The 26399-nt window shown below is 52.2% G+C and carries 22 protein-coding genes; 3 read left to right on the top strand and 19 right to left on the bottom strand.

The window, feature by feature from the left end; genetic code table 11:
* Positions 1-123: 123 nt before the first annotated feature.
* Positions 124-663, bottom strand: a complete 540-nt coding sequence (locus ACMHKJ_RS16305; protein ID WP_413495538.1) for a YfaZ family outer membrane protein — start codon at positions 661-663, stop codon at positions 124-126.
* Positions 664-964: 301 nt separating this feature from the next.
* Here ACMHKJ_RS16305 and ACMHKJ_RS16300 point away from each other — a divergent pair, with 301 nt between their 5' ends.
* The gene (locus ACMHKJ_RS16300) at positions 965-2407 is read left to right on the top strand and encodes a catalase (protein ID WP_413495536.1); all 1443 of its coding nucleotides are present in this window, start codon (positions 965-967) and stop codon (positions 2405-2407) included.
* 62 nt (positions 2408-2469) lie between these two features.
* Here ACMHKJ_RS16300 and menE read toward each other — a convergent pair whose 3' ends face one another.
* From menE to ACMHKJ_RS16270, 6 genes are read right to left on the bottom strand one after another with little or no spacing between them, the layout of a single operon-like run.
* The gene (menE, locus tag ACMHKJ_RS16295) at positions 2470-3864 is read right to left on the bottom strand and encodes an o-succinylbenzoate--CoA ligase (RefSeq protein ID WP_413495534.1); all 1395 of its coding nucleotides are present in this window, start codon (positions 3862-3864) and stop codon (positions 2470-2472) included.
* A complete protein-coding gene (gene menC / locus ACMHKJ_RS16290; protein WP_413495533.1) occupies positions 3864-4835 on the bottom strand; it encodes an o-succinylbenzoate synthase in 972 nt (323 codons plus the stop codon). Before menC ends, menE begins: the two co-directional genes overlap by 1 nt.
* Complete coding sequence (menB, locus tag ACMHKJ_RS16285) at positions 4835-5692, bottom strand: 1,4-dihydroxy-2-naphthoyl-CoA synthase (RefSeq protein WP_067363426.1); 858 nt, start codon at positions 5690-5692, stop codon at positions 4835-4837. The genes menC and menB overlap by 1 nt, the downstream gene beginning before the upstream one ends.
* Positions 5693-5706: 14 nt before the next feature.
* A complete protein-coding gene (gene menH, locus ACMHKJ_RS16280) occupies positions 5707-6492 on the bottom strand; it encodes a 2-succinyl-6-hydroxy-2,4-cyclohexadiene-1-carboxylate synthase (protein WP_413495531.1) in 786 nt (261 codons plus the stop codon).
* Complete coding sequence (gene menD / locus ACMHKJ_RS16275; RefSeq protein WP_413495558.1) at positions 6489-8159, bottom strand: 2-succinyl-5-enolpyruvyl-6-hydroxy-3-cyclohexene-1-carboxylic-acid synthase; 1671 nt, start codon at positions 8157-8159, stop codon at positions 6489-6491. Before menD ends, menH begins: the two co-directional genes overlap by 4 nt.
* On the bottom strand, positions 8159-9490 hold the full coding sequence (locus ACMHKJ_RS16270; protein WP_413495529.1) for an isochorismate synthase: 1332 nt from the start codon (positions 9488-9490) through the stop codon (positions 8159-8161). The genes menD and ACMHKJ_RS16270 overlap by 1 nt, the downstream gene beginning before the upstream one ends.
* A 183-nt stretch (positions 9491-9673) precedes the next feature.
* Between ACMHKJ_RS16270 and ACMHKJ_RS16265 the strand changes: the two genes are divergently transcribed.
* Both ACMHKJ_RS16265 and ACMHKJ_RS16260 read left to right on the top strand, forming a co-directional pair.
* Entirely contained in the window at positions 9674-10873 is a 1200-nt protein-coding gene (locus ACMHKJ_RS16265) for an alpha-xenorhabdolysin family binary toxin subunit A (protein ID WP_413495528.1), read from the top strand.
* Positions 10874-10882: 9 nt separating this feature from the next.
* The gene (locus ACMHKJ_RS16260) at positions 10883-11872 is read left to right on the top strand and encodes an alpha-xenorhabdolysin family binary toxin subunit B (protein WP_413495527.1); all 990 of its coding nucleotides are present in this window, start codon (positions 10883-10885) and stop codon (positions 11870-11872) included.
* 63 nt (positions 11873-11935) lie between these two features.
* On the opposite strand, the gene nuoN is transcribed toward ACMHKJ_RS16260, so the two are convergent.
* The 12 genes from nuoN to ACMHKJ_RS16200 form a co-directional block, all read right to left on the bottom strand.
* Complete coding sequence (gene nuoN / locus ACMHKJ_RS16255; RefSeq protein WP_413495525.1) at positions 11936-13393, bottom strand: NADH-quinone oxidoreductase subunit NuoN; 1458 nt, start codon at positions 13391-13393, stop codon at positions 11936-11938.
* Positions 13394-13399: 6 nt separating this feature from the next.
* Positions 13400-14920: an NADH-quinone oxidoreductase subunit M gene (nuoM, locus tag ACMHKJ_RS16250; RefSeq protein ID WP_413495523.1), complete on the bottom strand. Its 1521-nt coding sequence runs from the start codon at positions 14918-14920 to the stop codon at positions 13400-13402.
* 19 nt (positions 14921-14939) lie between these two features.
* A complete protein-coding gene (gene nuoL, locus ACMHKJ_RS16245; protein WP_413495521.1) occupies positions 14940-16781 on the bottom strand; it encodes an NADH-quinone oxidoreductase subunit L in 1842 nt (613 codons plus the stop codon).
* A complete protein-coding gene (gene nuoK, locus ACMHKJ_RS16240; protein ID WP_067363445.1) occupies positions 16778-17080 on the bottom strand; it encodes an NADH-quinone oxidoreductase subunit NuoK in 303 nt (100 codons plus the stop codon). The genes nuoL and nuoK overlap by 4 nt, the downstream gene beginning before the upstream one ends.
* Positions 17077-17613: an NADH-quinone oxidoreductase subunit J gene (nuoJ, locus tag ACMHKJ_RS16235; RefSeq protein ID WP_413495519.1), complete on the bottom strand. Its 537-nt coding sequence runs from the start codon at positions 17611-17613 to the stop codon at positions 17077-17079. Before nuoJ ends, nuoK begins: the two co-directional genes overlap by 4 nt.
* 13 nt (positions 17614-17626) lie before the next feature.
* Positions 17627-18169, bottom strand: a complete 543-nt coding sequence (nuoI, locus tag ACMHKJ_RS16230; RefSeq protein ID WP_067363451.1) for an NADH-quinone oxidoreductase subunit NuoI — start codon at positions 18167-18169, stop codon at positions 17627-17629.
* A 12-nt stretch (positions 18170-18181) separates the two neighbouring features.
* Positions 18182-19159: an NADH-quinone oxidoreductase subunit NuoH gene (gene nuoH, locus ACMHKJ_RS16225; RefSeq protein WP_067363456.1), complete on the bottom strand. Its 978-nt coding sequence runs from the start codon at positions 19157-19159 to the stop codon at positions 18182-18184.
* Positions 19156-21885: an NADH-quinone oxidoreductase subunit NuoG gene (gene nuoG, locus ACMHKJ_RS16220; RefSeq protein ID WP_413495517.1), complete on the bottom strand. Its 2730-nt coding sequence runs from the start codon at positions 21883-21885 to the stop codon at positions 19156-19158. The genes nuoH and nuoG overlap by 4 nt, the downstream gene beginning before the upstream one ends.
* A 58-nt stretch (positions 21886-21943) precedes the next feature.
* Complete coding sequence (gene nuoF / locus ACMHKJ_RS16215; RefSeq protein WP_413495515.1) at positions 21944-23296, bottom strand: NADH-quinone oxidoreductase subunit NuoF; 1353 nt, start codon at positions 23294-23296, stop codon at positions 21944-21946.
* Positions 23293-23841: an NADH-quinone oxidoreductase subunit NuoE gene (gene nuoE, locus ACMHKJ_RS16210; protein ID WP_413495513.1), complete on the bottom strand. Its 549-nt coding sequence runs from the start codon at positions 23839-23841 to the stop codon at positions 23293-23295. The genes nuoF and nuoE overlap by 4 nt, the downstream gene beginning before the upstream one ends.
* A 2-nt stretch (positions 23842-23843) precedes the next feature.
* Positions 23844-25640 (bottom strand): NADH-quinone oxidoreductase subunit C/D, encoded by a 1797-nt coding sequence (gene nuoC, locus ACMHKJ_RS16205; RefSeq protein WP_413495556.1) that lies wholly within the window; start codon positions 25638-25640, stop codon positions 23844-23846.
* A 77-nt stretch (positions 25641-25717) separates the two neighbouring features.
* Positions 25718-26392 (bottom strand): NuoB/complex I 20 kDa subunit family protein, encoded by a 675-nt coding sequence (locus tag ACMHKJ_RS16200; RefSeq protein ID WP_413495511.1) that lies wholly within the window; start codon positions 26390-26392, stop codon positions 25718-25720.
* Between the last annotated feature and the right edge of the window lie 7 nt (positions 26393-26399).

The raw sequence follows: 26399 nt of genomic DNA, 5'->3' as shown, positions 1-26399 counted from the left end.
ATTAAAAAACCCGTTCACTTCTAAGTGAACGGGTTTTTATTTATTCTGAGTTAAGAATATACCCAACGTCATTCCGGATGCAGTCAACGAACCTGTAGTTTGAATGAATAAGGGTATAAATAATCAGAAACTCAGCCCGGCACCCAGGTATGCGCCATCGGCAATCCGGTTTTCATGACCGTTATTTGATTCCACTTCAATTTTACGATAACCGGCATTCACACTCAGCGGTGCAAAAACTGTCCAGTTAGCACCCACATTCGCTTCTTTATATGAATCGTTACCGGATACCAGTGCTGACGGCGCACCGTAATATTCACCGTAAACACTCAGTGACGGCATAATACTCCATGCCACACCCACGCCGGGTGCAACTGCCAGTCCTTTTTTGCCGGAATCCGGGTCCAGATACAGTGCTTTCCCGCCGACACTGGCAGAGACAGGACCTAACGGAAAGGCAAATTTAGCTCTGGCACCGCCGAGCTGACCCGCATGATCACTGCGCGCCCAGTTACCATCAAACGATAAACCGGCATTCGGGTTGCCAAAACCAACATTCATATCGGTATAGTTCTTACCGGCCTGCATACTCATTGATACCGCATTTGCCGCACCAGCAACAAACATCAGTGATGCAGCCGCAGCCGCCATATATTTTTTCATTATGCCACCACATTAAATTCAGACAAGGTTCTGAACATTTTCTCTGAAATGCTAACCATTTGAAAGTTAATAATTTACTATTTATGTAAAGTTATCTATACCCACGACCAATAGGTTAAGCCAATCTATCAAATCGACACATTCTTTTTCTTACAGTGCTATATTTTATACCAAGTCAAAAATTCAGATAAAAACAATAATGTTGCGCAAAATTTCTGACTAACCACACTGCTGATTGTGTACATCGCGCTAGTTTCTGCATCTCAGCTTGTTTGTTTATTTTACCGACTGGAGATATGTGATGAAAAAGAAAGGATTAACCACAGCGGCGGGCGCACCCGTTGTTGATAATAATAATGTGATAACCGCCGGAAAACGCGGACCGATGTTATTACAGGATGTCTGGTTTCTTGAAAAACTGGCGCATTTCGACCGCGAAGTGATCCCTGAACGCCGTATGCATGCCAAAGGCTCCGGTGCATTTGGTACATTTACCGTCACGCACGATATCACCCGTTTCACCCGCGCTAAACTGTTTTCTCAAGTCGGCAAAAAAACGGATATGTTTGCCCGCTACTCAACCGTTGCCGGTGAACGTGGTGCCGCTGATGCAGAGCGCGATATCCGCGGATTTGCGCTGAAATTTTATACGGAAGAAGGTAACTGGGATATGGTGGGTAATAATACCCCGGTATTCTACCTGCGTGACCCGCTGAAATTCCCGGATCTGAACCACGTTGTCAAACGGGATCCACGCACTAATCTGCGCAATATGGCGTATAAATGGGATTTTTTCTCACATCTGCCTGAATCGCTGCACCAGTTAACTATTGATGTCAGTGATCGCGGACTTCCGCAGAGTTTTCGCCACATGCACGGCTTCGGCAGCCATACCTACAGCTTTATCAACAGTGACAATGAACGTTTCTGGGTAAAATTTCACTTCCGTTGCCAGCAGGGAATTGCCAACCTGATGGATGATGAAGCTGAACAGTTAATCGGTAAAGATCGCGAGAGTTCACAGCGCGACCTTTATGATGCAATCGAAAACGGGGATTATCCGCGCTGGAACCTGCAAATCCAGATTATGCCGGAAACGGATGCAGCAAAAGTGCCGTATAACCCGTTTGATTTAACCAAAGTCTGGCCGCATGCGGATTATCCGCTGATGGATGTCGGCTATTACGAACTGAACCGCAACCCGGAGAATTATTTCTCTGATGTCGAGCAGGCTGCATTTAACCCCGCCAACGTAGTACCGGGAATTGGTTTCTCACCGGACAAAATGCTGCAGGGGCGCTTGTTCTCCTACGGCGATACACAGCGTTATCGTTTAGGTGTGAACCATAGCCAGATCCCGGTTAATAAGCCGCGCTGCCCATTCCATAATTATCATCGCGACGGCGCTATGCGTATCGATGGTAACAGCGGCAACAGTGAAACCTATGAGCCGAACAGTGCCGGACTTTTTCAGGAACAGCCGGATTTCAGCGAGCCTCCATTGTCACTTGAAGGTGCCGCAGATCACTGGAACCACCGCGAAGATACGGATTACTTCAGCCAGCCGCGTGCACTGTATGAATTACTCAGCGATGCCGAGCATCAGCGTATGTTTGCCCGTATCGCCGGGGAGCTGATTCAGGCAGCGCCACAAACACAAGCCCGTCAGATTGATCTGTTTAAACAGGTTCATCCCGGATATGGTGCCGGTGTGGAAGCCGCAATGGCAAAACTGAAGAAATAAGCGGGTTATATGATAGTAAAAGCCGTTGCAGATATACCTGCAATGGCTTTTTTTATAAAAAATCACATGGCATTGAAACGTGATTGCGCAAGCTGTATTAATAGCGCACGCGCACGTTTTATACCACTGCCTGCCTCAGCCGGGGGTAAATCATAACAGGCGGCCGGGCGCATAAACGGTGCCAGTTCAGTACGACACCAATCACATAACTGCTGCTGCTGCGCTGCTGTCCATTGCGCGTAATTGCGGATCAGAAAAACCGGGGATGCGCCAAATTCCGCACTGGCCACCGGCACAACATAGCATTCGGCTATCAGCGGATGCCGCATCAGGTGCTTTTCAATAATCTCCGGCTGAACATTCTCGCCGCCGCAGCTGAAAAGGTTATCCAGACGCCCGTCAATGACCAGTTCGCCTTCCTGCCAGTGCCCTTTATCACGGGTAGGATACCAGCCCTCTTCTGACGGCAAGGTGTGCAATCCGCCATCCAGCCAGATCCCGGCGGCAAAACTGTCACCTTTAAGCCAGATTTGCTGTGCATCATCCAGACGGACAGCTTTACCGGAAAGCGGCTCACCGACACCCGGTTTGCCGTCTGCCCGTTTTGCGCAGACCGTTGACGCGAACTCTGTCATACCGTAACCGCACCAGCAGCGGATCCCGCGGGCTTGCGCAGCATCTGTCAGAGTAACCGGAATCGCCGCACCGCCAAGCAGGACATCGCGCAGCGGCGGCAGTGTATCCGGTGACTGCAACAGCCGCCAGAGCTGAGTTGGCACCAGGGACGCATGGCTGCACCCGCGCAGAGACTGCGCCAGCGTTTCGCCTTCTGCCCGTAATACCATCTGCCCGCCCTGCAACAGCCAGCGCCAGAGAATACCCTGTCCGGAGACATGATAAAGCGGCAGGGATAATAACCAGCTATCATCTACCTGATAGTTAAGCAGGGAAACCACACTTTGCGCACTGGCAAAATGCGCGACCGGACGATGCGCGATAGCTTTAGGCAATCCGGTCGAACCGGAGGTCAGCGTCAGGGTTGCCAGGCGTTTCGGATGCGCAATAACATCCGGCGGCGATCTGCCGGTCAACGCCGTATCCAGTGATTTCACTCCGGGGACAATATCGGCATCCGGATGCCGGTCGCAGATAAAATCAGCCCCGAGAGAGGCGATAAGCGCCGTCAGTTGTGTGTGCGGCAATGCCGGGTTGAGTGTCAGGATTACCGCACCACAGCGCAGCAATGCCAGAAAATCAATGACCAGCTCCGGGCTGTTTTTGCCGCGCAGCACCACACAGTTGCTTTCACGCACACCCTGCTGATAAAACCCCGCTGCCCGCGCATCAATGCGCAGGACTAATTCAGCCCATGTCAGAGACATTACCCCGCAACGCAGCGCAATATTCTGCGGCGTCTGCGAGGCGCGGGAAACCCACGGCCATTCTGCTGTCGGCATTACCATTGTCCTGTGACGGTTAATTCATCTTCAGTAATAAGCGGTAACGGACTGTCCGGCCAGGGGCGAACCAACTGAGACTGCATCAGGGACAGTGTATCCAGCCCCGGAAGGGTGTCCGGTGTCAGCCATCCGGCAAGACGGGCAAGTTGTGTCAGCCCGAAACTGCTTTCAACAGAGGAGCTGATTACCGCCTGCAAACCGGCGCAGTGTGCCGCATCAATCAGTTCACGGCAGCGCGTGATGCTGCCGGTCAGTGTGGGTTTGATAACAATCGCCGCCACACCCGGTTGTGCCTGAACCACAAATCCCGGCTCCCGCACAGATTCATCCCAGGCAATCGCAATACCGGTATCCTGTGCGTAATCTAATGATTCAGCAGGGGTTTTGCAGGGTTCTTCGAGAAAATCAATGCGGGCGCGATGTTCCGGTGCCACATATTTCGCAAAACCGTCTGCTTTTACGCGGGTCCAGCTGCGATTGGCATCCAGACGCAGACGCAGATCCGGCACCGCTTCCAGCAGCAGATTGACCACCATGCCGTCACGCACCGCTTCATACAGCCCGACTTTGACCTTGGCAATTTTATCACCATCCATGGCATCCAGCGCCAGGATCAGGTCATCCGGGTCGCCGGTGCACAGTGGTGCTTTACGGGTGCTGAATGCCTCTGGTAATGTACCGTCCAGCTCTGCCAGCGCACAGCTCATGCCGAAAGCCACACTCGGCAGTGTGCTTTCAACCGGGTCTGAACCGCTGCACCAGTCCGCTATCCACGCCTGCGCGGCAGACAATGCATCATCCAATGATTCGTGACTGAATTCCGGCAGAGGGGAGATCTCCCCCCGGCCTTCGCGTCCGGCTTCCCGCAGACAGACCAGCAGTCCGTCCCTGGTTTTCAGGCGCTGATTGCGCAGAATAACGCCTGCCTCCATCGGCAGGCTGAACCGGTATAAAGTCGCGCTGCGCATTACGGATTACGTTTAAATTTAGAGAAGTCCGGCGCACGTTTTTCATTAAATGCGTTACGTCCTTCCTGACCTTCGTCGGTCATATAGAACAGCATGGTGGCATTACCCGCCAGCTCTTGTAACCCGGCCTGTCCGTCACAGTCCGCATTCAGTGCCGCTTTCAGGCAGCGCAGTGCCATCGGGCTGTTTTCCAGCATTTCACGGCACCAGCGCACGGTTTCTTTTTCCAGATCCGCGTAAGGCACAACCGTATTGACCAGTCCCATATCCAGGGCTTCCTGCGCGCTGTACTGACGGCAGAGGAACCAGATCTCGCGGGCTTTTTTCTGCCCGACAATCCGCGCCATATACGCCGCACCCCAGCCGCCGTCAAATGATCCGACTTTTGGTCCGGTCTGACCAAACACCGCATTATCAGCCGCAATCGTCAGGTCACACATCATATGCAGCACATGTCCGCCGCCGATAGAATACCCCGCCACCATCGCGACAACCGGTTTAGGACAGGTACGGATATCGCGCTGTAAGTCCAGCACGTTCAGATGATGAACACCGGTGTCATCCTGATAGCCGCCGTAATCGCCGCGAATTTTCTGGTCACCGCCCGCACAGAACGCTTTTTCACCCTGTCCGGTAAAGATAATAGTGCCTATCCCGTCATCATAGCGGGCATTCGCCAGCGCACTGATCATCTCTTTGACCGTTAACGGGCGAAAGGCGTTGCGGACTTCAGGACGGTTAATGGTAATTTTAGCGATACCGTCTTTCGATTTATGAAAAAGAATATCTTTATAATCGCCGGTGCAATCAACCCATTCAACCGGGGCACAAAGCTGCTCTTCGCTCGGGTACATCATAACGGTGAGTTCCTTTAAACAGAATGTAATAATAAAAATGTCCGGATTGCCTGTGCAAATACAGCAGGGTTTGCCTGATGGGTATTATGCCCGGCATCCGGGATTGTCCGTAACGTAAATTGGTGCGCGCGCGCGATGGCGCAGAATTTTGTATCCCGTTCACCGCAAATATACAACAGCGGGACGGTAAGTTGTTTCAGAATATCAGCCAGGTCCGGCTGGTGCCCCAGCGAGGTGTCAGACAGCATATCTGCAATCGCAAATGCATTGTGATGCAAATGCTGCGCTACCCGTTGCTGCCGCTGAGCCTCACTGAGATCCGCAAATACCCCCTGACGATACCAGTCATACAGGAAGTCTGCCAGCGGGCGCTCACGTAACTGCTGCGCCAGGTGATTATCATGCCGGAGGCGGGCATTGCGTTCATCCGCGGTGGCAAGCCCGGGGTTTCCCGCTTCGATAATCAGCCCGCGCAAACCGGCAGGCTTGCCGGACGCAGCATGGTACATTGCCAGCCGTCCGCCCAGGGAGTAGCCAATCAGCCAGTAATCATCAATACCGTTTGCAGTAAGTGTGGCGTTAATCAGCTGATTTACCTGTTCAAAATTTTCCGCACGGAAAGAAACGGACTCCCCGTGTCCGGGCAGGTCAATCACCAGTGACGGATAATCCCCTGCATTATTCATGATCGGCTGCCACTCTTCTTTGCATCCCCACAGTCCATGAAGCCAGATCAGCCAGGGACCCGTTTTTTGTATACCGTTTTGTGCAGAGAATTTGCGCGAAGCAAGCACCGTCATTGTGCTGTCTCAATGACGAGTTGCTGAAGACAGCGCGCGCCGGTGTCCCCGTCTGTCACCACTTCAATTACGGTCGCACAGTGCTGAGACCAGGCTTTTTTCAGTGCCTCCGTCAGCGATGTCCAATCTGCCGGCGCACTGTAATTAAGACCGAACATCTGCGCAGCAGCAGCAAAACTGACCGATTGCGGCATACAGTAGAATTTTTGCCGTTCCTGCTCCGGTGTCGGCAACATAGAAAAAATCTGCCCGCCGTTATTATTGACGATCAGCAATACAAAGGGTCCGTTGGTATGACGCAGCAGCGCCAGACTATTTAAATCATAAAGCGCGGAGATATCCCCGATGACCGCAAGTGTCGGTTTTGCACTGCCGCGCTGAACACCGGCGGCCGTGGAGATCAGCCCGTCAATACCGCTCGCGCCACGGTTACTGTAAACCGGATAGCCGCACGGTAACTGTGCAAACGCATCAATCAGCCGCACAATCAGGCTGTTTCCGGCAAATAAAATGCCCTGCAGCGGTAACAGCTCATTAAGGCGGCGGGCTATCTGTGCCTCGCCCCAACCCTCACTAAGCGTTTCAGTGACATGTGCGCTCAACGCCTGTGTCCATCCGGTCAGTTGCAGCGCCCATGGTGTGCGGCTCTGTGCCGGATGGTCATCCAGCCATTCACCCACAGAACAGTCAAATTTACGACCCCGGTGATTTGCCGGGTCCAGGCGCCCGGGAATAGTATCAATTATCCAGAACTCAGGCGGTGTGCAGGCGGCCTGCCACTGCAACAGGCGTTTACCGGTCAGACTTGAGCCGAACTGAATAATGACATCTGCCTGTGCGAGTACTTCGCGGTAACGCGCAGATGCCAGCCAGAGGTCAGCATGCGGCAGCGATTGCCCGGTCTGGGAAAGCACGTCGCTTATCAGAGGCCAGCCGAGGCTGTCCGCCCACTGCCGCAACTGTTTTCCCTCACCGGCCTGCATGCGCCCGGCAATAATGACACCTTTCTTCTGCCGCCAGAAAAACCAGTCATCGACACTGATAACAGGGGTGCAGCGGGTCTGCTGCAACCAGGGTTTATCACTCTGCCACCAGTTACCGAGCTGCGACTGCCACTCTTTGCCGGTGATCCCGTCATCATCATACAGCGGTTCGGCAAACGGACAGTTAATATGCACCGCACCATGTTGCAGGCGGTTCATGATGTCATCCAGTGAGGAGACAAGCCAGGCAGGCGTTATCTCAAAGGTCGGGCGCGGAAGAGCGAGTGTGGCAGACGGATGAGAAGAAAAAATCGTGGACTGGCGGATAGCCTGATTTGCGCCGCAGTCAATCAGTTCCGGCGGACGATCGGCGGTCAGAAAAATGACCCGTTCGCCGGTCAGTCCGGCTTCAATCAGCGCCGGATAAAGATTCGCCACCGCCGTACCGGAGGTAACAATCACTGCCACCGGCATCCGCGTGCTTTTCGCCAGTCCCAGCGCAAGATGTCCGAGCCCGCGCTCATCAAAATGGGTATGGCAGACAAATTTATCGTTTGCCGCCGCAGCCAGTGTCAGCGGTGTTGACCGGGAGCCCGGTGCAATGCAGACATGACGCAGGCCGTGCCGGCTCAGCGCCTCTAAAATCACCTCCGCCCAACGCCGGTTTAATGCACTGTTTGACATCATTCACCCTCCAGCAATGTCCGCAGCCCTGCCGCTTTATTTTCTATTTCGTTCCATTCCGCCTGCGGATCAGAGCCCGCAACAATACCGGCTCCGGCATACAAATCTATTTGACTGCCATGAATTTGTGCGCAGCGCAGTGAGACGGCAAATTCGCTTTGTGACGGACTGCACCAGCCGCCGCTGCCCGCATACCAATTGCGTTCAAAAGGTTCATTTTTGCGTAAAAATGCCAGTGCGGCGGTACGCGGAAGCCCGGCAACCGCCGCCGTCGGCTGAAGCCGCTGTAAACAATCGCTGTCACGGGGGGCATATAATGTGGCAGAGATAGTCCGGTAAAGGTGCTGAACTTTGCGCAAACGGATAACGGTAGCGTCACTCACTTTCAGTGTATTTACTGCACCAAACAGCCGCTGACAAATATCATCAACTACCACACTATTTTCATGTACATTTTTTTTATCAGCCAGAAGCCATCGCGCGGCGGCTTCTGCACGGGCATCATCCGGATCTCCCTCCACAGTACCTGCCAGGGCTTCAGTGCAAAGCTGCGCGCCGGTTCGGAGATAGAGCCGCTCCGGCGGGGATGCCATAAAAGCATTATCCGGCGCGGTCGCCAGCATATAGTGATAGCAGTGGTGATTGCAGTCCCGGCTCGCCTGCATAAACGCCAGCGGGCGCACCGGTGAGGATAGTTTGAGCACGGTTTTGCGCGCGGTAACCACTTTTTCCATCAGACCGCCTGAAATGGCGGTCACCGCCTCACGGACCAACCGCATCCATCCGGCTTTATCAGGCTGATGCTCTGCACTGATCACCGTTGTTTCAAGAACCGGCGGGATAACATTACCGCGCAGTGAACGCAGAAAGGTCACTGTTTCTTCCGCCGGACGGCGGCTGTCAATATTGACCAGAAACTGAATATTGCCATGCACACAGCGCAGTTCCGCGCGCGGAATAAACAGATAACTGCCGCCGGTTCCCTGCTCCGGTGTCGGGGAAATGGCATCAAACTGCCAACTGTTCAGCCCCCAGATCCGGATATTGCTCTGCTCCGGCAATGTATCAAGTACCGACTGCGCCTCATTGATATGAGTAAATCGGCATAATTCACCGCACACCGCCGCAGTATCCGTTCCGTCGCGGTGCTGCCAGTAAAATTGCGGATAGCACTCCTGTCCGTTCAGCCAGCCCGGCCAGTCCGTCACCGGCAGCGCTGCCTGTAAAGCAGGGGGCAGCGTCACGGCATACTGATAAATACCATTAGTTTCATTTTTGTTATGGGTTATTTCAGCACAAACCTGAGAAATAAAATCAGAAAAAAGAATCACTGCTTACTCCGGATATGTCAGACACGCGGGTCACGGTGATTATACGGTGAGATAAAAATTATTAAAACCATCCCTTTTTTTTATCGTTGTAATGTCACCCGTTTTTAAGCAATTAATGCTGAAACCGATGTTATTTCGGCCACATCCACCCGGATTTATGTATCTCATAACAAGGGGATATTTATGCACACACAAACAATCGCCATTGACAGGATTATTCCTGCAAATGAAGTTGCACCAGCAACATTAAAGCTGCTTCTTAATGAGGAAGATAATACATTCCGTTCCGCAGGAATATTTACCCATGATGATTTAGTACAAATTAAACGCTATATCAATTACGGGCTGACACTTCCGTGTGAACAAGAGGATGTTATTGATTTTATCGGCTATCGTGAAACTGAACTTGCCGGCTTCGAGCCACATAATATACAAACCCTGTTTAAGCATATTCATCAGCATGCGCTGAGCTGGGAGCTGGTGGAATCAGCAACCAAACAGCAGGCTATTGACCTGGAGATCGCCGGGTTCAATATCACCACTACCGGCAATTATATATTAAGTGCCATAAATGAAATGCCGATTATCACTCAGGCAAAAATAACCTTACAGGATGCATCATCTGAAAAATTAAAAAGTATCACGTACAAAAAACAGGACCGTATTATCGCCGGAGAACTGGTAAAAATATTAGCAGCAATGAAAGAAGATATTATTGATGAAAGAAAAAAAACACAGCGTGTGAAAAATATTATCGGCCGGTTTCGCCTGGAACTGATTGGCGGACTGGATGAAACTGATAATGAAATTCCGTCACTGATGTATGAGGTAAAACGTAAACAGAAAAAATTACTTAAAAGCCAGAGTAGTGAAAAAACTGACGAAATTATGTCTGAAATCAGGATGAAAAATGATGAAATAGAGATCCTCAAACGGGAATACAGCCAATTTGTAAAACTGTCATTCTCAGGTTTGGTCGGCGGTATCATTGGTCTGATTATCACCGGCACCATTTTTGGTTACCGCGCAGAACAGGTGCGGCGGCGTAAAAACATACTGATCGACGAGGTTGCAGAGCTACAGGAAAAAGTAATTGCCCAGCAGGCGATACAAAAACTGATCATTAAACTGGATAAAGAACTCAGTACGCTGGATGGTTATTTTTCAGATGCGCATATTGCAGTCGATCATCTCGATTTTATGTGGCAGGTCATGCTGACAGAAGTCACCGAATCCCTGAATACCTTTATGCAGATAAATAATGCATACAGCCTTTTGCAATTTTCATTACAGCTGAAAAAAGTCACACTGCCCTGGCAGCGTGTGCGCGGATATTCAAAAGAACTCCTCGCAATTTTTGATACTGCTATATTAGCCGCTTAACAGGAGAATATGATGATGAATTCTGACCTTATTCCTGAAAAAATCACGTTGGTGCAAATTAAACACGTTATTAATAATATTAATTTCGGAATAGAAACCTTATCGCTGCCGACCGTTAATTTACATTCACAAATTCATAAAATAAAGCGCTGGCAGACCCGTATCCTGAATGCGGTATCCGCTGAATCCACCACGATTTATTCTCAGTTATACAGTTTTGACCTGGAAAATTTATTTCAGAGCATTTCATCTGATGCGGGATCAAATCCTCATGCTGCCCCGCATGAAAAACAAATCTATGAATTTTTAATCGGGCAAATTAATGCTGTCAATCACTCGGTAAACAGTATTAATAAACAATTTAATGCAGAATATGACGTATCTGCTATCCCGTTATTACAAGGGAATTTACTTCATTACCAATCATACCTTAACCGGACAATTGAAAATGCATTGCCGAATATTGATAAATTTGTCAACGATAAATCCTATTGGGAGGAAAAACTGGCCATCATTATTCAGTCTGAGGAAATTATCCATCAGCGGGGAATTCAGTCTCTCTTTGGTTCGACAACATTACCGACGACCGATCAACTGAAAAATGTACAGTTGTCCTCTTCTGAACGCCTTATTCTCAATGAGTTGTACCGCGTTATTTCCTCTATTATAAATACCTTATCCGAAGGACTGAGTTATATTCAGTTAGTTGAAACCCGCACTATTCTCAGCCAACGCATTTATGATCTCCACGGAGTTATCCGAAAACTGAAAAATGAGTTACAACAGATAAAAGACCAGGCCCATGAAATCAGTAATGCGTTAGTACTGCTTCCGCAACTGAGTGAATTCGATACCGGGGTCAATGCCGTGCTGCTGTTCTGGTTGCAGAGCGTTCAGCACTATGAACCGTATGTCAGTAAATCAGTCCCGCTGCCCGGACTGGATACTATTATCCTTGCCCACCGCCGCTATTTTTCCGCGTTCACCGGTATTGCATAAAACAAAGCCCGCCGCTGTACAGACAGCGCCGGGCTTTTTTACTGTTTGATCAGGTTTCCGGGATTAGTACGCTAATACCGCATGACCGACCAGGGTAATAAATGGCTGCGGCCAGAGACCGAAAGCCACCACCACAATGGCGGAGAGCAGAACCACAATACCGCCCGCACTCATTGCCCAGTCAGATGGTGCAATACGTGCCGGTGTTTGTGAACCACGGATATAGAGGCTCACCATCATGCGCAGATAATAATACAGACCTATTGCACTGCCGAGAACAACAGCAGCGGTCAGCCACCACAGTTGCGCATTCACAGCCGTTGCCACAACATAGAATTTACCGATAAACCCGAAGGTCATCGGGATCCCTGCCAGGGAAAGCATCATAACTGTCATCACGGCGGCCAGTATCGGCTTGCGCCAGAACAGACCACGGTATGCGTGAAGTGAATCAGCATCCGGCCCGCTGTACGGACTGGACATCAGACTGACCACACCAAATGCACCCAGGCTGGCAAACAGATAACCGGCCAGGTAAATCCCTGCGGTTTCTTCTGCCAGTTTCGGGTCATTAATCGCGATAAACGCCACCAGCAGATAACCCATATGCGCGACAGACGAATAGCCCAGCATCCGTTTGATACTGTTTTGGGTGATAGCCATCAGGTTACCAAACAGAATTGACGCAATCGCAATCACGGTCAGCACAATACGCAGCGTGTCTGAATCTGCCATCGGTGCCAGCGCCAGCAGGCGCAGAACCGCGGCAAAAATCCCGATTTTACCGGCGGTTGCCAGAAACGTAGATACCGGGGCAGGTGCGCCCTGGTAAACATCCGGCGTCCATAACTGGAATGGGAACAGCGATAGTTTAAAGCCGATACCGACAATCATCATTCCCAGACCCACAAGGATCAGCGGCTGATGAAGCTGACTGTCTGCCAGGCTGCGTCCCAGTCCGGCAAAAGAGAGATCACCGGACTCCGCGTACAGCAGCGCCATCCCGAACAGCAGGAAAGACGATGCCGCCGCAGACATCAGCATGTACTTGATTGCTGCTTCCAGCGAACGCTTCTGTTGCCGCGCGTAGCCGATAAGCCCGAACAGCGGCAGTGTCAGCAGTTCAATCCCGATAAAGAAAGACGCCAGATGATCCGCACCCGCGAGCAAAATACCGCCGAGTGTGGCAATCAAAACCAGCAGGTAGAACTCTTCTTTGTTATCCGGATACGTTTTCAGCCACGAATACGCAAACGTCGAGGTTGCCAGTGACGAAATCAGGATAAGCCCGGTGTAAAACATGCTGTAGCCGTCAATATGTACCAGCGGCGTAACATCCATTGCCGGCTGCTGTGCCGTGAAATACAAAGACACCAGCGCAAGGTTCAGACCAACGACAGTCAGAGTGGCATTGATAAAGTGATCGCGTCGCCACGCAATGGACAGCATCACAACCACCACTGTCAACCCGACGATCAGCAGTGGTAAGAGTGCGATCAGTTGTTGAGGAGTTATTGTCATGGCGAATTACAACCCTGTAGTTGAAATAGAAGCAGAATACCACTGCTGAATATTCGCCATCGCGGCCGAAGAGGTATCCAGAACCGGTTGCGGGTAAACACCCAGAATAACCAGCAATACCACTAATAACATCACGATAGAGATTTCACGCAGATTCATGCCTGCAATAGGTTTATCCGATTTAGCTTCGCCGTAATACACCTGCTGCATCATCCACAGCGCGTATACGGAAGCAAAAACCAGTCCCGCCGATGAAATTACCGTGATCAGTGTGTAGCTGCCAAAGCTGCCGAACAGGATCATAAATTCACCAACGAAGTTACCGGTGCCCGGCATCCCGAGTGTTGCCACCGCAAAGAACAGGGAGAGCGCAGGCAGATATTTAATCCGTTTCCACAGCCCGCCCATCTGGCGCATATCACGGGTGCCCAGACGCTCATAAAGCTGACCACACAGGATAAACAGACCCGCAGCAGAAAGACCATGAGCAATCATCTGCACCACCGCTCCCTGATACGCCAGCATGCTTGCCGAGTAAATCGCGATCAGGACAAAGCCCATGTGCGACACACTGGTGTACGCGATAAGGCGTTTGATATCCGTTTGTTTAAACGCCATCCATGCGCCGTAGAAGATCCCGATAACACCCAGCCACATTGCAATGGGGGTGAAATCCGCAGACGCCTGCGGGAACAGCGGCAGTGCAAAACGCAGCAGACCATAGGCTGCTGTTTTCAGCAGAATACCGGCGAGGTCAACAGAGCCGGCAGTCGGTGCCTGGCTGTGTGCATCCGGCAGCCAGCCGTGTAACGGCACTACCGGCATTTTGACCGCAAAGGCGATAAAGAAGCCCAGCATCAGCAGATACTGCACACCATAGCTCATCGGCGTATTCAGCAGATCTTCATAACCGAAGCTCCACTGACCCGTCGCGTTAAAGTGCACAATCGCCAGCGCCATAATAGAAATCAGCATCACCAGACCACTGGACTGGGTGTAGATGAAAAATTTCGTTGCCGCACCAATACGGGTTTTACCGTCAGAGCCGCTGTGTCCCCAGAGTGCTATCAGGAAGTACATCGGCACCAGCATCATTTCCCAGAAGAAGAAGAACAGGAAAAGATCCATTGCCAGGAACACCCCCATCACCCCGCCTAAAATCCACAGCAGGTTCAGATGGAAGAAGCCCTGATACGGCTGATTTTCACCCCACGAACAGAGGATAGCCAGCAAACCAAGAAGTGCGGTCAGCACCACCATCAGCAGTGATAAACCATCCAGTGCCAGGTGGATATTGATGCCGAAGCGGGGTATCCATGACAGGAAATACTCTGACTGCCAGTCAGGGATACCTTTCGGGTTAATTAAGCTGTAATTCCCCTGTATCCACAGATACAGAGCAAGAAGTAACGTGATCCCCATCGTCAGCAGCGCTATCCAACGCGGCAACTTAGTGCCGAAGCGCTCGGTCTGCCAGCACAGCAGACCTCCGATGAAGGGAATTAAAATCAGCCAGGGTAATAGCATGGCGCAGTGTGTCCCTTATTTAAACCAAAAGCAGCAGAGCGAGTACCAGCACTGCACCCAGCCCCATAGAGGCGATATACCAGCGAACCTGCCCGTTTTCACTCAGGCTCAGTCCTTTGTTACTCCAGCGCGCGAACACAGCCGGAAGATTCATCAGACTGTTGAGCGGATCACTTTGCAGCAACCAGCCCACCGCTTTAAACGGCTTAACAAAAATCACGTCATACAGGGCGTCAAAGCCCCATGCGCGGAACCACCAGGCGGAGAAGAAACGCCCCGGTGCCGAGTTCGCGATTGCCGTCACCAGCGTGCGGCGACCCAGCCAGAGAGCAGCAGCCAGTAAAATACCGGCAACAGCCACAATACCTGAGGTGATTTCTGTCGTGGTTTTGTCCGCCGCTGTATTGATAATGGTTTCTGCCGGGAAGACCCCGTGCAACGGCTGCGGAATAAATGCCCCCGCCGCCGTGGATAAGATAACCAGTACCAGTAACGGGAAGGTATGGGTAAAGCCTTTCACTGTGTGCGCCTGTGTATGCTCTTTACCGTGGAACACGATGAAAATCATACGGAAGGTGTACAGCGATGTCATAAAGGCACCGACCAATCCGGCGATAAACAACGGATTCTGACCCTGTGCTACCGCACCCCACAGAATTTCATCTTTACTGTAGAAACCGGCGGTAATAATTGGCAGAGCAGCAAGCGCGGCACCACCAACCAGGAAGCAGATATACACAAACGGAATTTTTTTCCGCAGTCCGCCCATCTTAAAGATGTTCTGTTCATGGTGGCAGGCGAGGATAACCGAGCCGGACGCCAGGAATAACAGGGCTTTAAAGAATGCATGGGTCATCAGATGGAAAATAGCGGCATCCCACGCCTGTACGCCCAGCGCCAGAAACATATAACCAATCTGACTCATGGTCGAATAAGCAAGGACACGCTTGATATCTGTCTGAACCAGTGCGGCAAAGCCCGCCATCACTAACGTAACAGCACCGACAACGCCGACTAAATGCAGTACTTCCGGTGATAACAGGAACAGTTCATGGCTGCGGGCAATCAGATACACACCTGCGGTTACCATGGTCGCGGCGTGGATCAGTGCTGAAACCGGCGTCGGACCTGCCATCGCATCAGCAAGCCAGGTTTGTAACGGCAATTGTGCCGATTTACCGACCGCACCACCGAGGATCATAAGTGTCGCCCAGAAGATAATCTGAGAGCCGGCTTCAAAGTGCTGAGGAGCCAGCACCGCCAGTTCACGGAAGCTCAGGGTACCGAGTTTGTCCCACAGGATAAACATGCCGATTGCCAGGAACACATCACCGATACGCGTGACGATAAAGGCTTTCATTGCCGCAGCGCCATTTGCCGGATTGGTGTAATAGAAGCCGATCAGCAGATAGCTGCACAGCCCCACCCCTTCCCAGCCCAGGTACATCAGCAGCATGTTATCTGCCAGTACCAGTATCACCATACTGGCGATAAACAGGTTAGTGTACGCAAAGAAGCGCGAATAGCCCTCTTCACCCCGCATATACCAGGAAGCATACATGTGGATAAGAAAACCGACGCCGGTGACCACACCCAGCATAGTGAGTGATAATCCGTCCAGAACCAGGGTAACAGGAATGACGAAATCACCCGCGCTCATCCACGTCCAGAGTGTTTGTTCATACAAACCGCCGCCGTTGGCAAGGAAATCCATCCCCGCCCACAGAGCCGTAAGTGCTGCCAGCCCGACAGAGCCGGTACCGATTATGGCAGACACATTTTCTGACCAGCGTCCGCGTGAAAAGGCTAATAACAAAAAGCCAATCAGCGGCAGCAAAATGGTTAAAAAGAGTAAGTTCATCCGCGCATCTCACTGACTTTATCAATATCAAGATCCTGACGCTGACGATGCAATTGCAGCAACAATGCCAGCCCGATACTCGCTTCCGCCGCCGCCAGGCTGATGGCAAGGATATACATCACCTGCCCGTCCGGCTGATTCCAGTAGCTTCCGCCGACAACAAATGCCAGCGCAGCCGCGTTAATCATTATTTCCAGACCAATCAGCATAAACAACAGATTGCGGCGGATAACCAAACAGGTAAACCCGAGGATAAAGAGCACCGCCGCGAGAATTAATCCATGATGAAGAGGGATCATACTTTTTCCTCCGTGTTGCGCTGACTGACCAAATCACCGCCCGCTTTTTCATCGCGCCCGATATGATACGCGACCACCAGCCCCGCCAGCAGCAGGAAGGACGCCAGTTCAACCACCAGAACATACGGACCGAACAGACTGATACCGACCTGTTTCGCCGTAACAACGTCGCCGGCAATACCATTGTCTTTCAGTGTGCGGATACCATAAATCATCACACCCAGCAGGACCGCAGAGAGCAGACCCGGCCCCATCCAGACAGACGGTGACAGCCATTTGCGTTCCTGGTCAACCACCGCGCGCCCCAGATTGAGCATCATCACCACGAACACGAACAGCACCATAATGGCACCCGCGTAGACAATGATTTCCAGCGCACCGGCAAAGTACGCGCCGAGGGAAAAGAACACGGCAGACAGCGCCAGCAGTGAGGTTATCAGATACAGTAAAGCATGCACCGGATTGGTTTGCGTGATAACACACAGTGTTGCCAGAATGGCAATCAGCCCGGCGACATAAAAGGTTATTTCCATTTTTCCGCTCCTCTTATGGCAACAGACTTTTCACATCAATCGGTTTGGCTTCATTGTCGGCTTCGCCTTTGGCTTTGCCTGCAACCGCCATACCGGTTTTGTGATAGAAGTTATATTCCGGATATTTACCGGGACCTGAGATCAGTAAATCATCTTTCTCATACACCAGATCCTGACGTTTAAATTCACCCATTTCAAAATCCGGCGTCAGCTGAATGGCGGTCGTCGGGCACGCCTCTTCACACAGACCGCAGAAAATGCAGCGGGAGAAGTTAATACGGAAAAATTCCGGATACCAGCGGCCGTCTTCATGCTCGGCTTTTTGCAGTGAGATACAGCCCACCGGGCAGACCGCCGCGCATAAGTTACAGGCAACACAGCGCTCTTCTCCGTCCGGATCGCGCGTAAGCACAATTCGTCCGCGGTAACGGGGCGGCAGATAAACCGGCTCTTCCGGGTACATCTGAGTTTCGCGTTTGTGGAAGGCGTGGAGGCCTATCATCCAAATACTGCGTACCTGGGTGGCGAAACCAACCACTAACTCTTTCAATGTCATGGTCCGGCTCCCCTATTGAGCAATCAAGATAACGGCTGCTGTCACCAGCAGGTTAATCAGCGTCAGCGGCAGACACACTTTCCAGCCGAATGACATTACCTGGTCATAACGCGGACGCGGCAGCGAAGCGCGGATCAGGATAAACATCATCATAAAAAAGGCGGTTTTCAGTGCAAACCAGATGAACGGCGGCAGGAAAGGTCCGTGCCAGCCCCCGAAAAACAGGGTCACAATCAGGGCGGAAACGGTTACGATCCCGATATATTCCCCGACAAAGAACAGACCGAATTTCATCCCGGAATATTCAAGGTGATACCCGTCCGCCAGTTCCTGCTCCGCTTCCGGCTGGTCAAACGGATGACGGTGACACACCGCCACACCCGCTATCGCAAAGGTGATAAAGCCGAGGATCTGCGGAACCACGTTCCACAAAGAGGCCTGGGAATTCACAATATCCAGCAGATTAAATGACCCCGCCTGCGCCACCACACCCAGCACAGACAATCCGAGAAACACTTCATAACTGACTGTCTGCGCAGATGCACGCATTGCCCCGAGCAGTGAGTATTTGTTGTTACTCGCCCATCCGGCAAACAGCACCGCATAAACCGCCAGTCCTGCCAGCATCAGAAAGAACAGGATCCCGATATTGAGATCAGCCACCACCCATGACGGACTGACCGGGACAATCGCAAACGCCAGCAACAGCGCGGTAAATGCAACCATCGGAGCTAAGGTGAAGATGAAGCGGTCAGCAAATTTCGGCGTCCAGTCCTCTTTAAAGAACATTTTGATCATGTCCGCCACTAATTGCAGTGATCCGCCCCAGCCCACACGGTTTGGTCCGTAGCGGTTCTGGAACAGTCCCAGCAGGCGGCGCTCCCCGAAGCTCATAAAGGCCCCGCAGGTAACAACCACCAGCAGGATCACCACAGCTTTCAGGATGCTCAGCAGCACATCAATTAATTCAGGTGTAAACCAGCTGCTCATTGTGCCACCTCCTGTACATTAACCACCGCACCCGCCAGCGCCGGCGAAATTCCCGGCATGCCTAACGGCAGGCCAATCTGTCCGGCACCAAGTTGCGTGCTGATGCGAACCGGCAGCGCAAGTGTGCTGTTGCTGTCTGTCAGTCTGATAGTCAGTGACTGCCCTTCTGCCACATTCAGCTGTTGTGCATCCTGCGCACTCAGCATCACATAGGCATCCGTCATCCGTTCCTGAATGACCGGCGCGCGCTGGGATAACTCTTCACTACCGAACAGGTGATAATACGGCGCTACTGTCCATACATCCTGCTGTGGCACAAATGCCGCCGGAACAGTATCGAAGTAGTCCATACCGCCATCTTTTTCACTGAACAACCGCACACCGGGGTCGCCGAAGCGCAGATGTCCACCAACTTCCGCCTGGAATTTATTCCATGCCTGCGGTGAGTTCCATCCCGGCGCCCAGGCAAACGGAATTTGCTGACGCGGTGCAACCGGGCTGTTGTTCCCTTCCATCGAGAACGCAAACGGAGAGTCAATGTCCTGCGGCTGACGCTGCTCATGCACACTGATATCTGCCAGCATAGAGGTGCGTCCGCTGTAACGGTGCGGTTCACGCGCCAGTTTCTGACCACGGATACGGAAAGTGGCATCCGGTGCGGCATCTTTGATACCTGCCAGTTGCGGCAGTTTCTCAATACAGGCGTCAATCACATGATCAAGCTGCGACCAGTCACAGCCCTGCTCATTCATTTCACTTTGCAGGTCTGCCAGCCAGCGCCAGCTCTCATGCATGATGATGTGTTTGTCGTAGAATGACGGCTCATACACCTGATAAAAACGCTGTGCGCGGCCTTCATGGTTGATAAGCGTACCGTCACTTTCTGCAAAGCTTGATGCGGAGAGTACCAGAGAGGCTTTCGCCATAATCGCTGTGTGCTGATGATCCAGCACAATCAGATTTGTGACTTTATCCAGCGCGTGGTCAATCACCGCTTTGTCGCCGTGGCGATAGAGATCGTTCTCCATCACAATAGCGGTATCTGCGCTGCCATCCGCTAACAGAGCCAATGCGCTGTCCAGCGGCTGAGCCTCAAGCATTGCCACGCCGAAGCTGTTTGCCTCTGCGCCGACAAATGTCAGACCGACCTGCACACCTTTGTCTTTCAGCGCCCATGCCACGTTAGCGGCCGCCTGAATCACCGCATCACTGCCGGCATTGCTGCCGCTGATAATCAGTGGTTTTTTAGCCGTACTCAGTGCCAGCGCAATCATCTCTGCCTGTGCTTTCAGCTCAGGCGATAAATCATTGACTACCGGTGCGGTGTTATCAATCGCGTGAGCGACAGCAAAACCGAGCCGCGCCTGATCGTCAACCGGCGCGTTGTAATGCAGCGCGGCAACATCATCCAGACGGGTTGTATCAACGTTAGTGACAAACAACGGGTGTTTCGCGCGCTGCCCGATATTCTGGATAGCAGCAATCTGCCAGTCCGCGACTTTCTGTGCGGCGGCCATTTCCCGTGCTTTGCCTTTTACTGCCTGACGGACAGAAAGTGCCACACGCGCTGCCGTCTGGGTTAAATCTTCACCCAGAATAAACACAGCGTCATAGCCTTCTATCTCACGCAGTGACGGGGTATACACGCCGCCCTGTTGCAGAATTTCCAGCATCATCTCAAGACGACGCTGCTCAGCACCTGACAGTCCGCTGAAGAAATTTTCTGTGCCGACCAGTTCACGCAGCGCAAAGTTACTTTCCACACTTGCACGCGGCGAGCCGATACCGATAGTCCGGTTTGCCTGACGCAGAATATCCGCAGCACCATGAGCGGCCTGCTCTGCGTTAATAGCAATCCAGGAATCACCACGGCGCTGCTGCGGCTGACGCGGTCTGTCTTTGCGGTTGACATAACCGTAGCCGAAACGACCTTTGTCGCAGAGGAAATACTGGTTAATGGTACCGTTATAGCGGTTTTCGATGCGGCGTAATTCACCGTAGCGCTCACCCGGACTGATATTACAGCCGACACTGCACTGCTGGCAGACGCTCGGCGCAAACTGCATATCCCATTTACGGTTGTAGCGCTCAGAGTGGGTTTTATCTGTGAAAACGCCGGTCGGACATACTTCGACCAGATTACCGGAAAATTCGCTTTCCAGTGTCCCGCTTTCCGGACGACCAAAATAGACGTTATCGTGCGCGCCATACACCCCGAGATCAGTGCCGTCCGCATAATCTTTGTAGTAACGGACACAACGGTAACAGGCAATACAGCGGTTCATTTCATGTGCAACAAACGGCCCCAGATCCTGATTCTGATGGGTGCGTTTTGTGAAACGGTATTTGCGCATGGAGTGCCCGGTCATAACGGTCATATCCTGAAGATGGCAGTTACCGCCCTCTTCACAGACAGGACAATCATGCGGATGGTTGACCATCAGCCACTCCACCACGCTTTGCCGGAACTGTCTGGCTTCTTCATCATCAATAGAAATGAAAGTACCATCCTGAGCCGGTGTCATACACGACATTACCAGACGACCACGTGTGTCATCGGCATTCTGATACTGCTTTACCGCGCACTGGCGGCAAGCACCGACGCTTCCCAGCGCCGGATGCCAGCAAAAGTAGGGAATATCAAGCCCGAGGGAGAGACAGGCGTGTAACAGGTTATCTGCCCCGTCGACTTCATATTCTTTGCCGTCTACATATATTGTAGCCATAGTCAGCATGCTTCCAAAAGGCCTGCATTGCAGGCGTTAAACGAAAATCCGTAAGGGATCACCAACGCTGTTTCAGCAGGTTCGGCTGGATCCCGGCGATGGTCTGCACGTTGCCGTAAACCGGCTGTACAATCCCTGCTTCAAATTCATCACGGAAATATTTGATTGCACTCTGTAACGGCTCTACCGCGCCCGGCGCGTGTGCGCAGAAGGTTTTACCGGGACCGAGGAAACGACATAATTGCTCTAATGTCTCAATGTCTCCCGGCTGCCCTTCCCCTTTTTCTATTGCGCGCAGAATTTTCACACTCCATGGCAGTCCGTCACGGCACGGTGTACACCAGCCGCAGGATTCACGGGCAAAAAATTCTTCGAGGTTACGGGTCAGTGACACCATGTTGATTTCATTATCTACCGCCATCGCAAGCGCTGTCCCGAGACGGCTGCCGGCTTTGCCGATATGTTCAAAATCCATCGGTAAATCAAGATGATCCTGTGTCAGAAAATCCGTTCCTGCCCCGCCCGGCTGCCAGGCTTTCAGGGTTAATCCGTCACGCATGCCTCCGGCGTAGTCTTCCAGGATCTCACGGGCGGTTGTGCCGAATGGCAGTTCCCATAAACCCGGATTTTTCACACGACCGGAAAAGCCCATCAGTTTGGTGCCTGCATCCGCACTTTTGCCTTCGCTCAGCCCGGTGTACCACTCTTTGCCGTGGGCAAGGATAGCCGGGACGTTGCACAGGGTTTCGACGTTGTTTACACAGGTCGGTTTACCCCAGGCACCGGAACTTGCCGGGAAAGGTGGTTTGGAGCGCGGATTGGCACGGCGGCCTTCGAGGGAGTTAATCAGTGCGGTTTCTTCCCCGCAGATATAACGCCCGGCACCGGTGTGGACAAATAATTCGAAATCAAACCCGGTGCCGAGGATATTTTTCCCCAGCAGCCCGGCGGCTTTCGCTTCTTCGATTGCATGGCGCAGATGTTTCGCCGCTTTAATGTATTCACCGCGCAGGAAAATATAACCACGGTATGCTTTCAGGGCAAAGGCGCTGATCAGCATGCCTTCCACCAGCAGGTGCGGCAGTTCTTCCATCAGTAACCGGTCTTTATACGTTCCCGGCTCCATTTCGTCGGCATTACACAGCAGATAGCGGATATTCATGCTTTCGTCTTTCGGCATCAGGCTCCACTTCAGACCTGTGGAGAAGCCCGCACCGCCGCGACCCTTCAGACCCGCGTCTTTGACAAGATTGACTATCTCATCCGGTGCCATGCCTTTCAGTGCGCGCTCTGCGCCTGCGTAACCATTTTTGCTGCGGTATTCATCCAACCATACAGGCTGGTGGTCGTCACGCAGCCGCCAGGTAAGCGGATGCGTTTCCGCCGTACGGCAAACCGTTTTCACTGTCATGGATACTGCTCCAGTAACGTTTCAATAGCCTCCGGGGTGACGTGACTGTGGGTATCTTCATCAACCATCATGGTCGGCCCCTTGTCACAGTTCCCCAGGCAACAGGTCGGCAGCAGCGTGAAGCGGCCGTCCGTGGTTGTCTGTCCCGGCTGAATATTTAATTTGCGCTCCAGTGCGGCCTTGATCCCCTGATAACCGGTGATGTGGCACACCACGCTGTCACAGTAACGGATCACATGGCGCCCGACCGGCTGGCGGAAAATCTGGCTGTAGAATGTCGCCACACCTTCAATATCACTCGCAGGAATACCGAGAACGTCACTGATTGCGTAAATGGCGCCGTCTTCCACCCAGCCCCTGTGTTTCTGTACTATTTTCAGAGCTTCAATCGAGGCTGCGCGCGGATCTTCGTAATGATGCTTTTCCGCTTCAATTTCTGTGCGCTCTTTTTCACTGAGCACAAAATCAGCTTGTTTTCCTGCAGGTTGTGCCACATTCACGGCACCTTGCAGTGTTTTTTTTGCTTCAGGGTTCAGTTCTTGCATAATCAGCGATCCACATCCGACATTACGAAATCGATACTCCCGAGGTACACAATCAGGTCAGACACCAAACTGCCGCTGATCACTGACGGGATCTGCTGCAAATGGGCGTAACTTGGTGTACGGATACGGGTACGGTAACTCATGGTGCTGCCGTCACTGGTCAGGTAATAGCTGTTGATCCCTTTGGTGGCTTCAACCATCTGGAAGGATTCGTTCGCCGGCATTACCGGACCCCATGACACCTGGAGGAAATGGTTAATCATGGTTTCAATGTGTTGCAGGGTGCGCTCTTTCGGCGGCGGCGTGGTCAGCGGGTGATCTGCTTTAAACGGCCCTTCCGGCATATTTTTATAACATTGTTCCAGAATGCGCAGGCTCTGACGGACTTCTTCCACTTTCAGCATCACACGGTCATAGCTGTCGCCATTGGCAGCAACCGGGATGTCAAAGTCAAAGTTTTCATAACCTGAATACGGACGCCACTTACGCACATCAAATTCGATACCGGTTGCACGCAAACCGGCACCGGTCACACCCCACTCAAGTGCTTCTTTGGCATTATAGGCTGCAACACCAATAGAGCGCCCTTTCAGGATGGAGTTTTTCAGCGCCGCCGTGACGTAGGATTCCAGGCGTTTCGGCATCCAGTCGAGGAAATCGCGCAGCAGACGCTCCCAGCCTTTCGGCAGGTCATGCGCCACACCACCGATCCGGAACCATGCCGGATGCATACGAAAACCGGTGATAGCTTCCACCACATCATAGATTTTCTGGCGATCAGTAAACGCAAAGAAGACCGGTGTCATAGCCCCGGTATCCTGAATAAAGGTACTGATGTACAGCAGATGGCTGTTGATGCGGAACAACTCGGAGAGCATCACGCGGATAACATTGACGCGCTCAGGCACTTCAATCCCCGCGAGTTTTTCCACCGCCAGCACATACGGCATTTCGTTGACACAGCCGCCGAGGTACTCGATACGGTCAGTGTACGGAATGTAACTGTGCCATGACTGGCGCTCGCCCATTTTTTCCGCACCACGATGGTGATAGCCGATATCGGGAACGCAGTCGACAATCTCTTCGCCGTCGAGCTGTAAGATAATCCGGAACGCACCATGGGAAGACGGGTGATTCGGGCCGAGGTTCAGGAACATAAAGTCCTCGTTCTCGTTACCGCGCTTCATTCCCCACTCTTCCGGTTTGAAGGTCAGCGCCTCCATTTCCAGATCTTCTTTCTGTTTGGTCAGGACAAACGGATCAAATTCCGTTGCACGCGCCGGATAATCTTTACGCAGCGGGTGCCCTTCCCAGGTCGTCGGCATCATGATGCGGCGCAGGTTCGGGTGACCATCGATAATAATACCGAACATTTCCCAGGTTTCGCGCTCATACCAATTGGCATTCGGGAAAGCAGGGATCACGGTCGGAATGTGTAAATCGTTTTCACTCAGCGCCACTTTGAGCATGATGTCGCGGTTACGCTCAATGGAAATCAGGTGATAGAAAACGGAATAATCCGCGGCCGGCAAGCCCTCGCGGTGTGTGCGCTGGCGCTCATCCATGCCGTGCAAATCGAACAGCATTACATACGGTTTCGGCAGTGATTTCAGGTAAAACATCACCTGCGTGAGCTGTTCACGCTTCACCCAGACAACCGGCATCCCGGTTCGTGTCGGCTGAACCGTAAAGGCGTCAGGTCCGAACTTGCGGCGCAGTTCCTCTACTACCGGGTCATCCAGGTAATCATGAGTGTGCCACGCGGGACGCTGTCCGGTCTGCGTATTATCTTCTGTCATCATTCTTCACCACAACAGTTGTTCAGGGTTCAATGGACACAACACATTGCAAGATTGTGTCCGGTGGCCCGAAAGCCTTAAATTTCGTCCGGGGAGCGCAGGTTTGTCACCGCAATCCGTTCACCGCGTTTTCGTTCTTTTTCTGACTGCATATTGGCACGGTAAACGCCCTGATCACCCACCACCCACGACAGAGGGCGGCGCTCTTTTCCGATGGATTCCTGCAACAGCATCAGTGCCTGCATATAGGCTTCAGGACGCGGCGGGCAGCCCGGGATATAGACATCAACCGGGATAAATTTATCAACACCCTGCACGACAGAGTAAATGTCATACATACCGCCGGAGTTTGCACAGGCGCCCATGGAAATAACCCATTTAGGTTCTAACATCTGGTCATACAAACGCTGAATAACCGGGGCCATTTTGGTGAAACACGTTCCTGCAACCACCATGAAATCAGCCTGACGCGGAGACGCACGCAGCACTTCCGCACCAAAACGCGCCACATCATGCACAGCCGTAAAAGATGTCACCATTTCGACATAACAACAGGAAAGACCGAAATTAAACGGCCACAGGGAATTTTTGCGTCCCCAGTTCACCATGTCGTGTAATGCATGATCGAGTTTCCCCATGTACACGCTGCGGTGAACATGCTGATCCAGAGGATCGCCTGTAGTCTCTTGCGTTTGCAGGGGGTAACGGTTATTCTCACCGTTTGGATCGATGCGGGTGAGCGTATAATCCATCTTGTGC

It is taken from the genome of Morganella psychrotolerans, from assembly GCF_965118875.1.
GTDB classification, from domain to species: domain Bacteria; phylum Pseudomonadota; class Gammaproteobacteria; order Enterobacterales; family Enterobacteriaceae; genus Morganella; species Morganella psychrotolerans_C.
The sequence above is the reverse complement of the archived record's forward strand: the minus strand, read 5'-3'. Positions and strand labels throughout refer to the sequence as shown.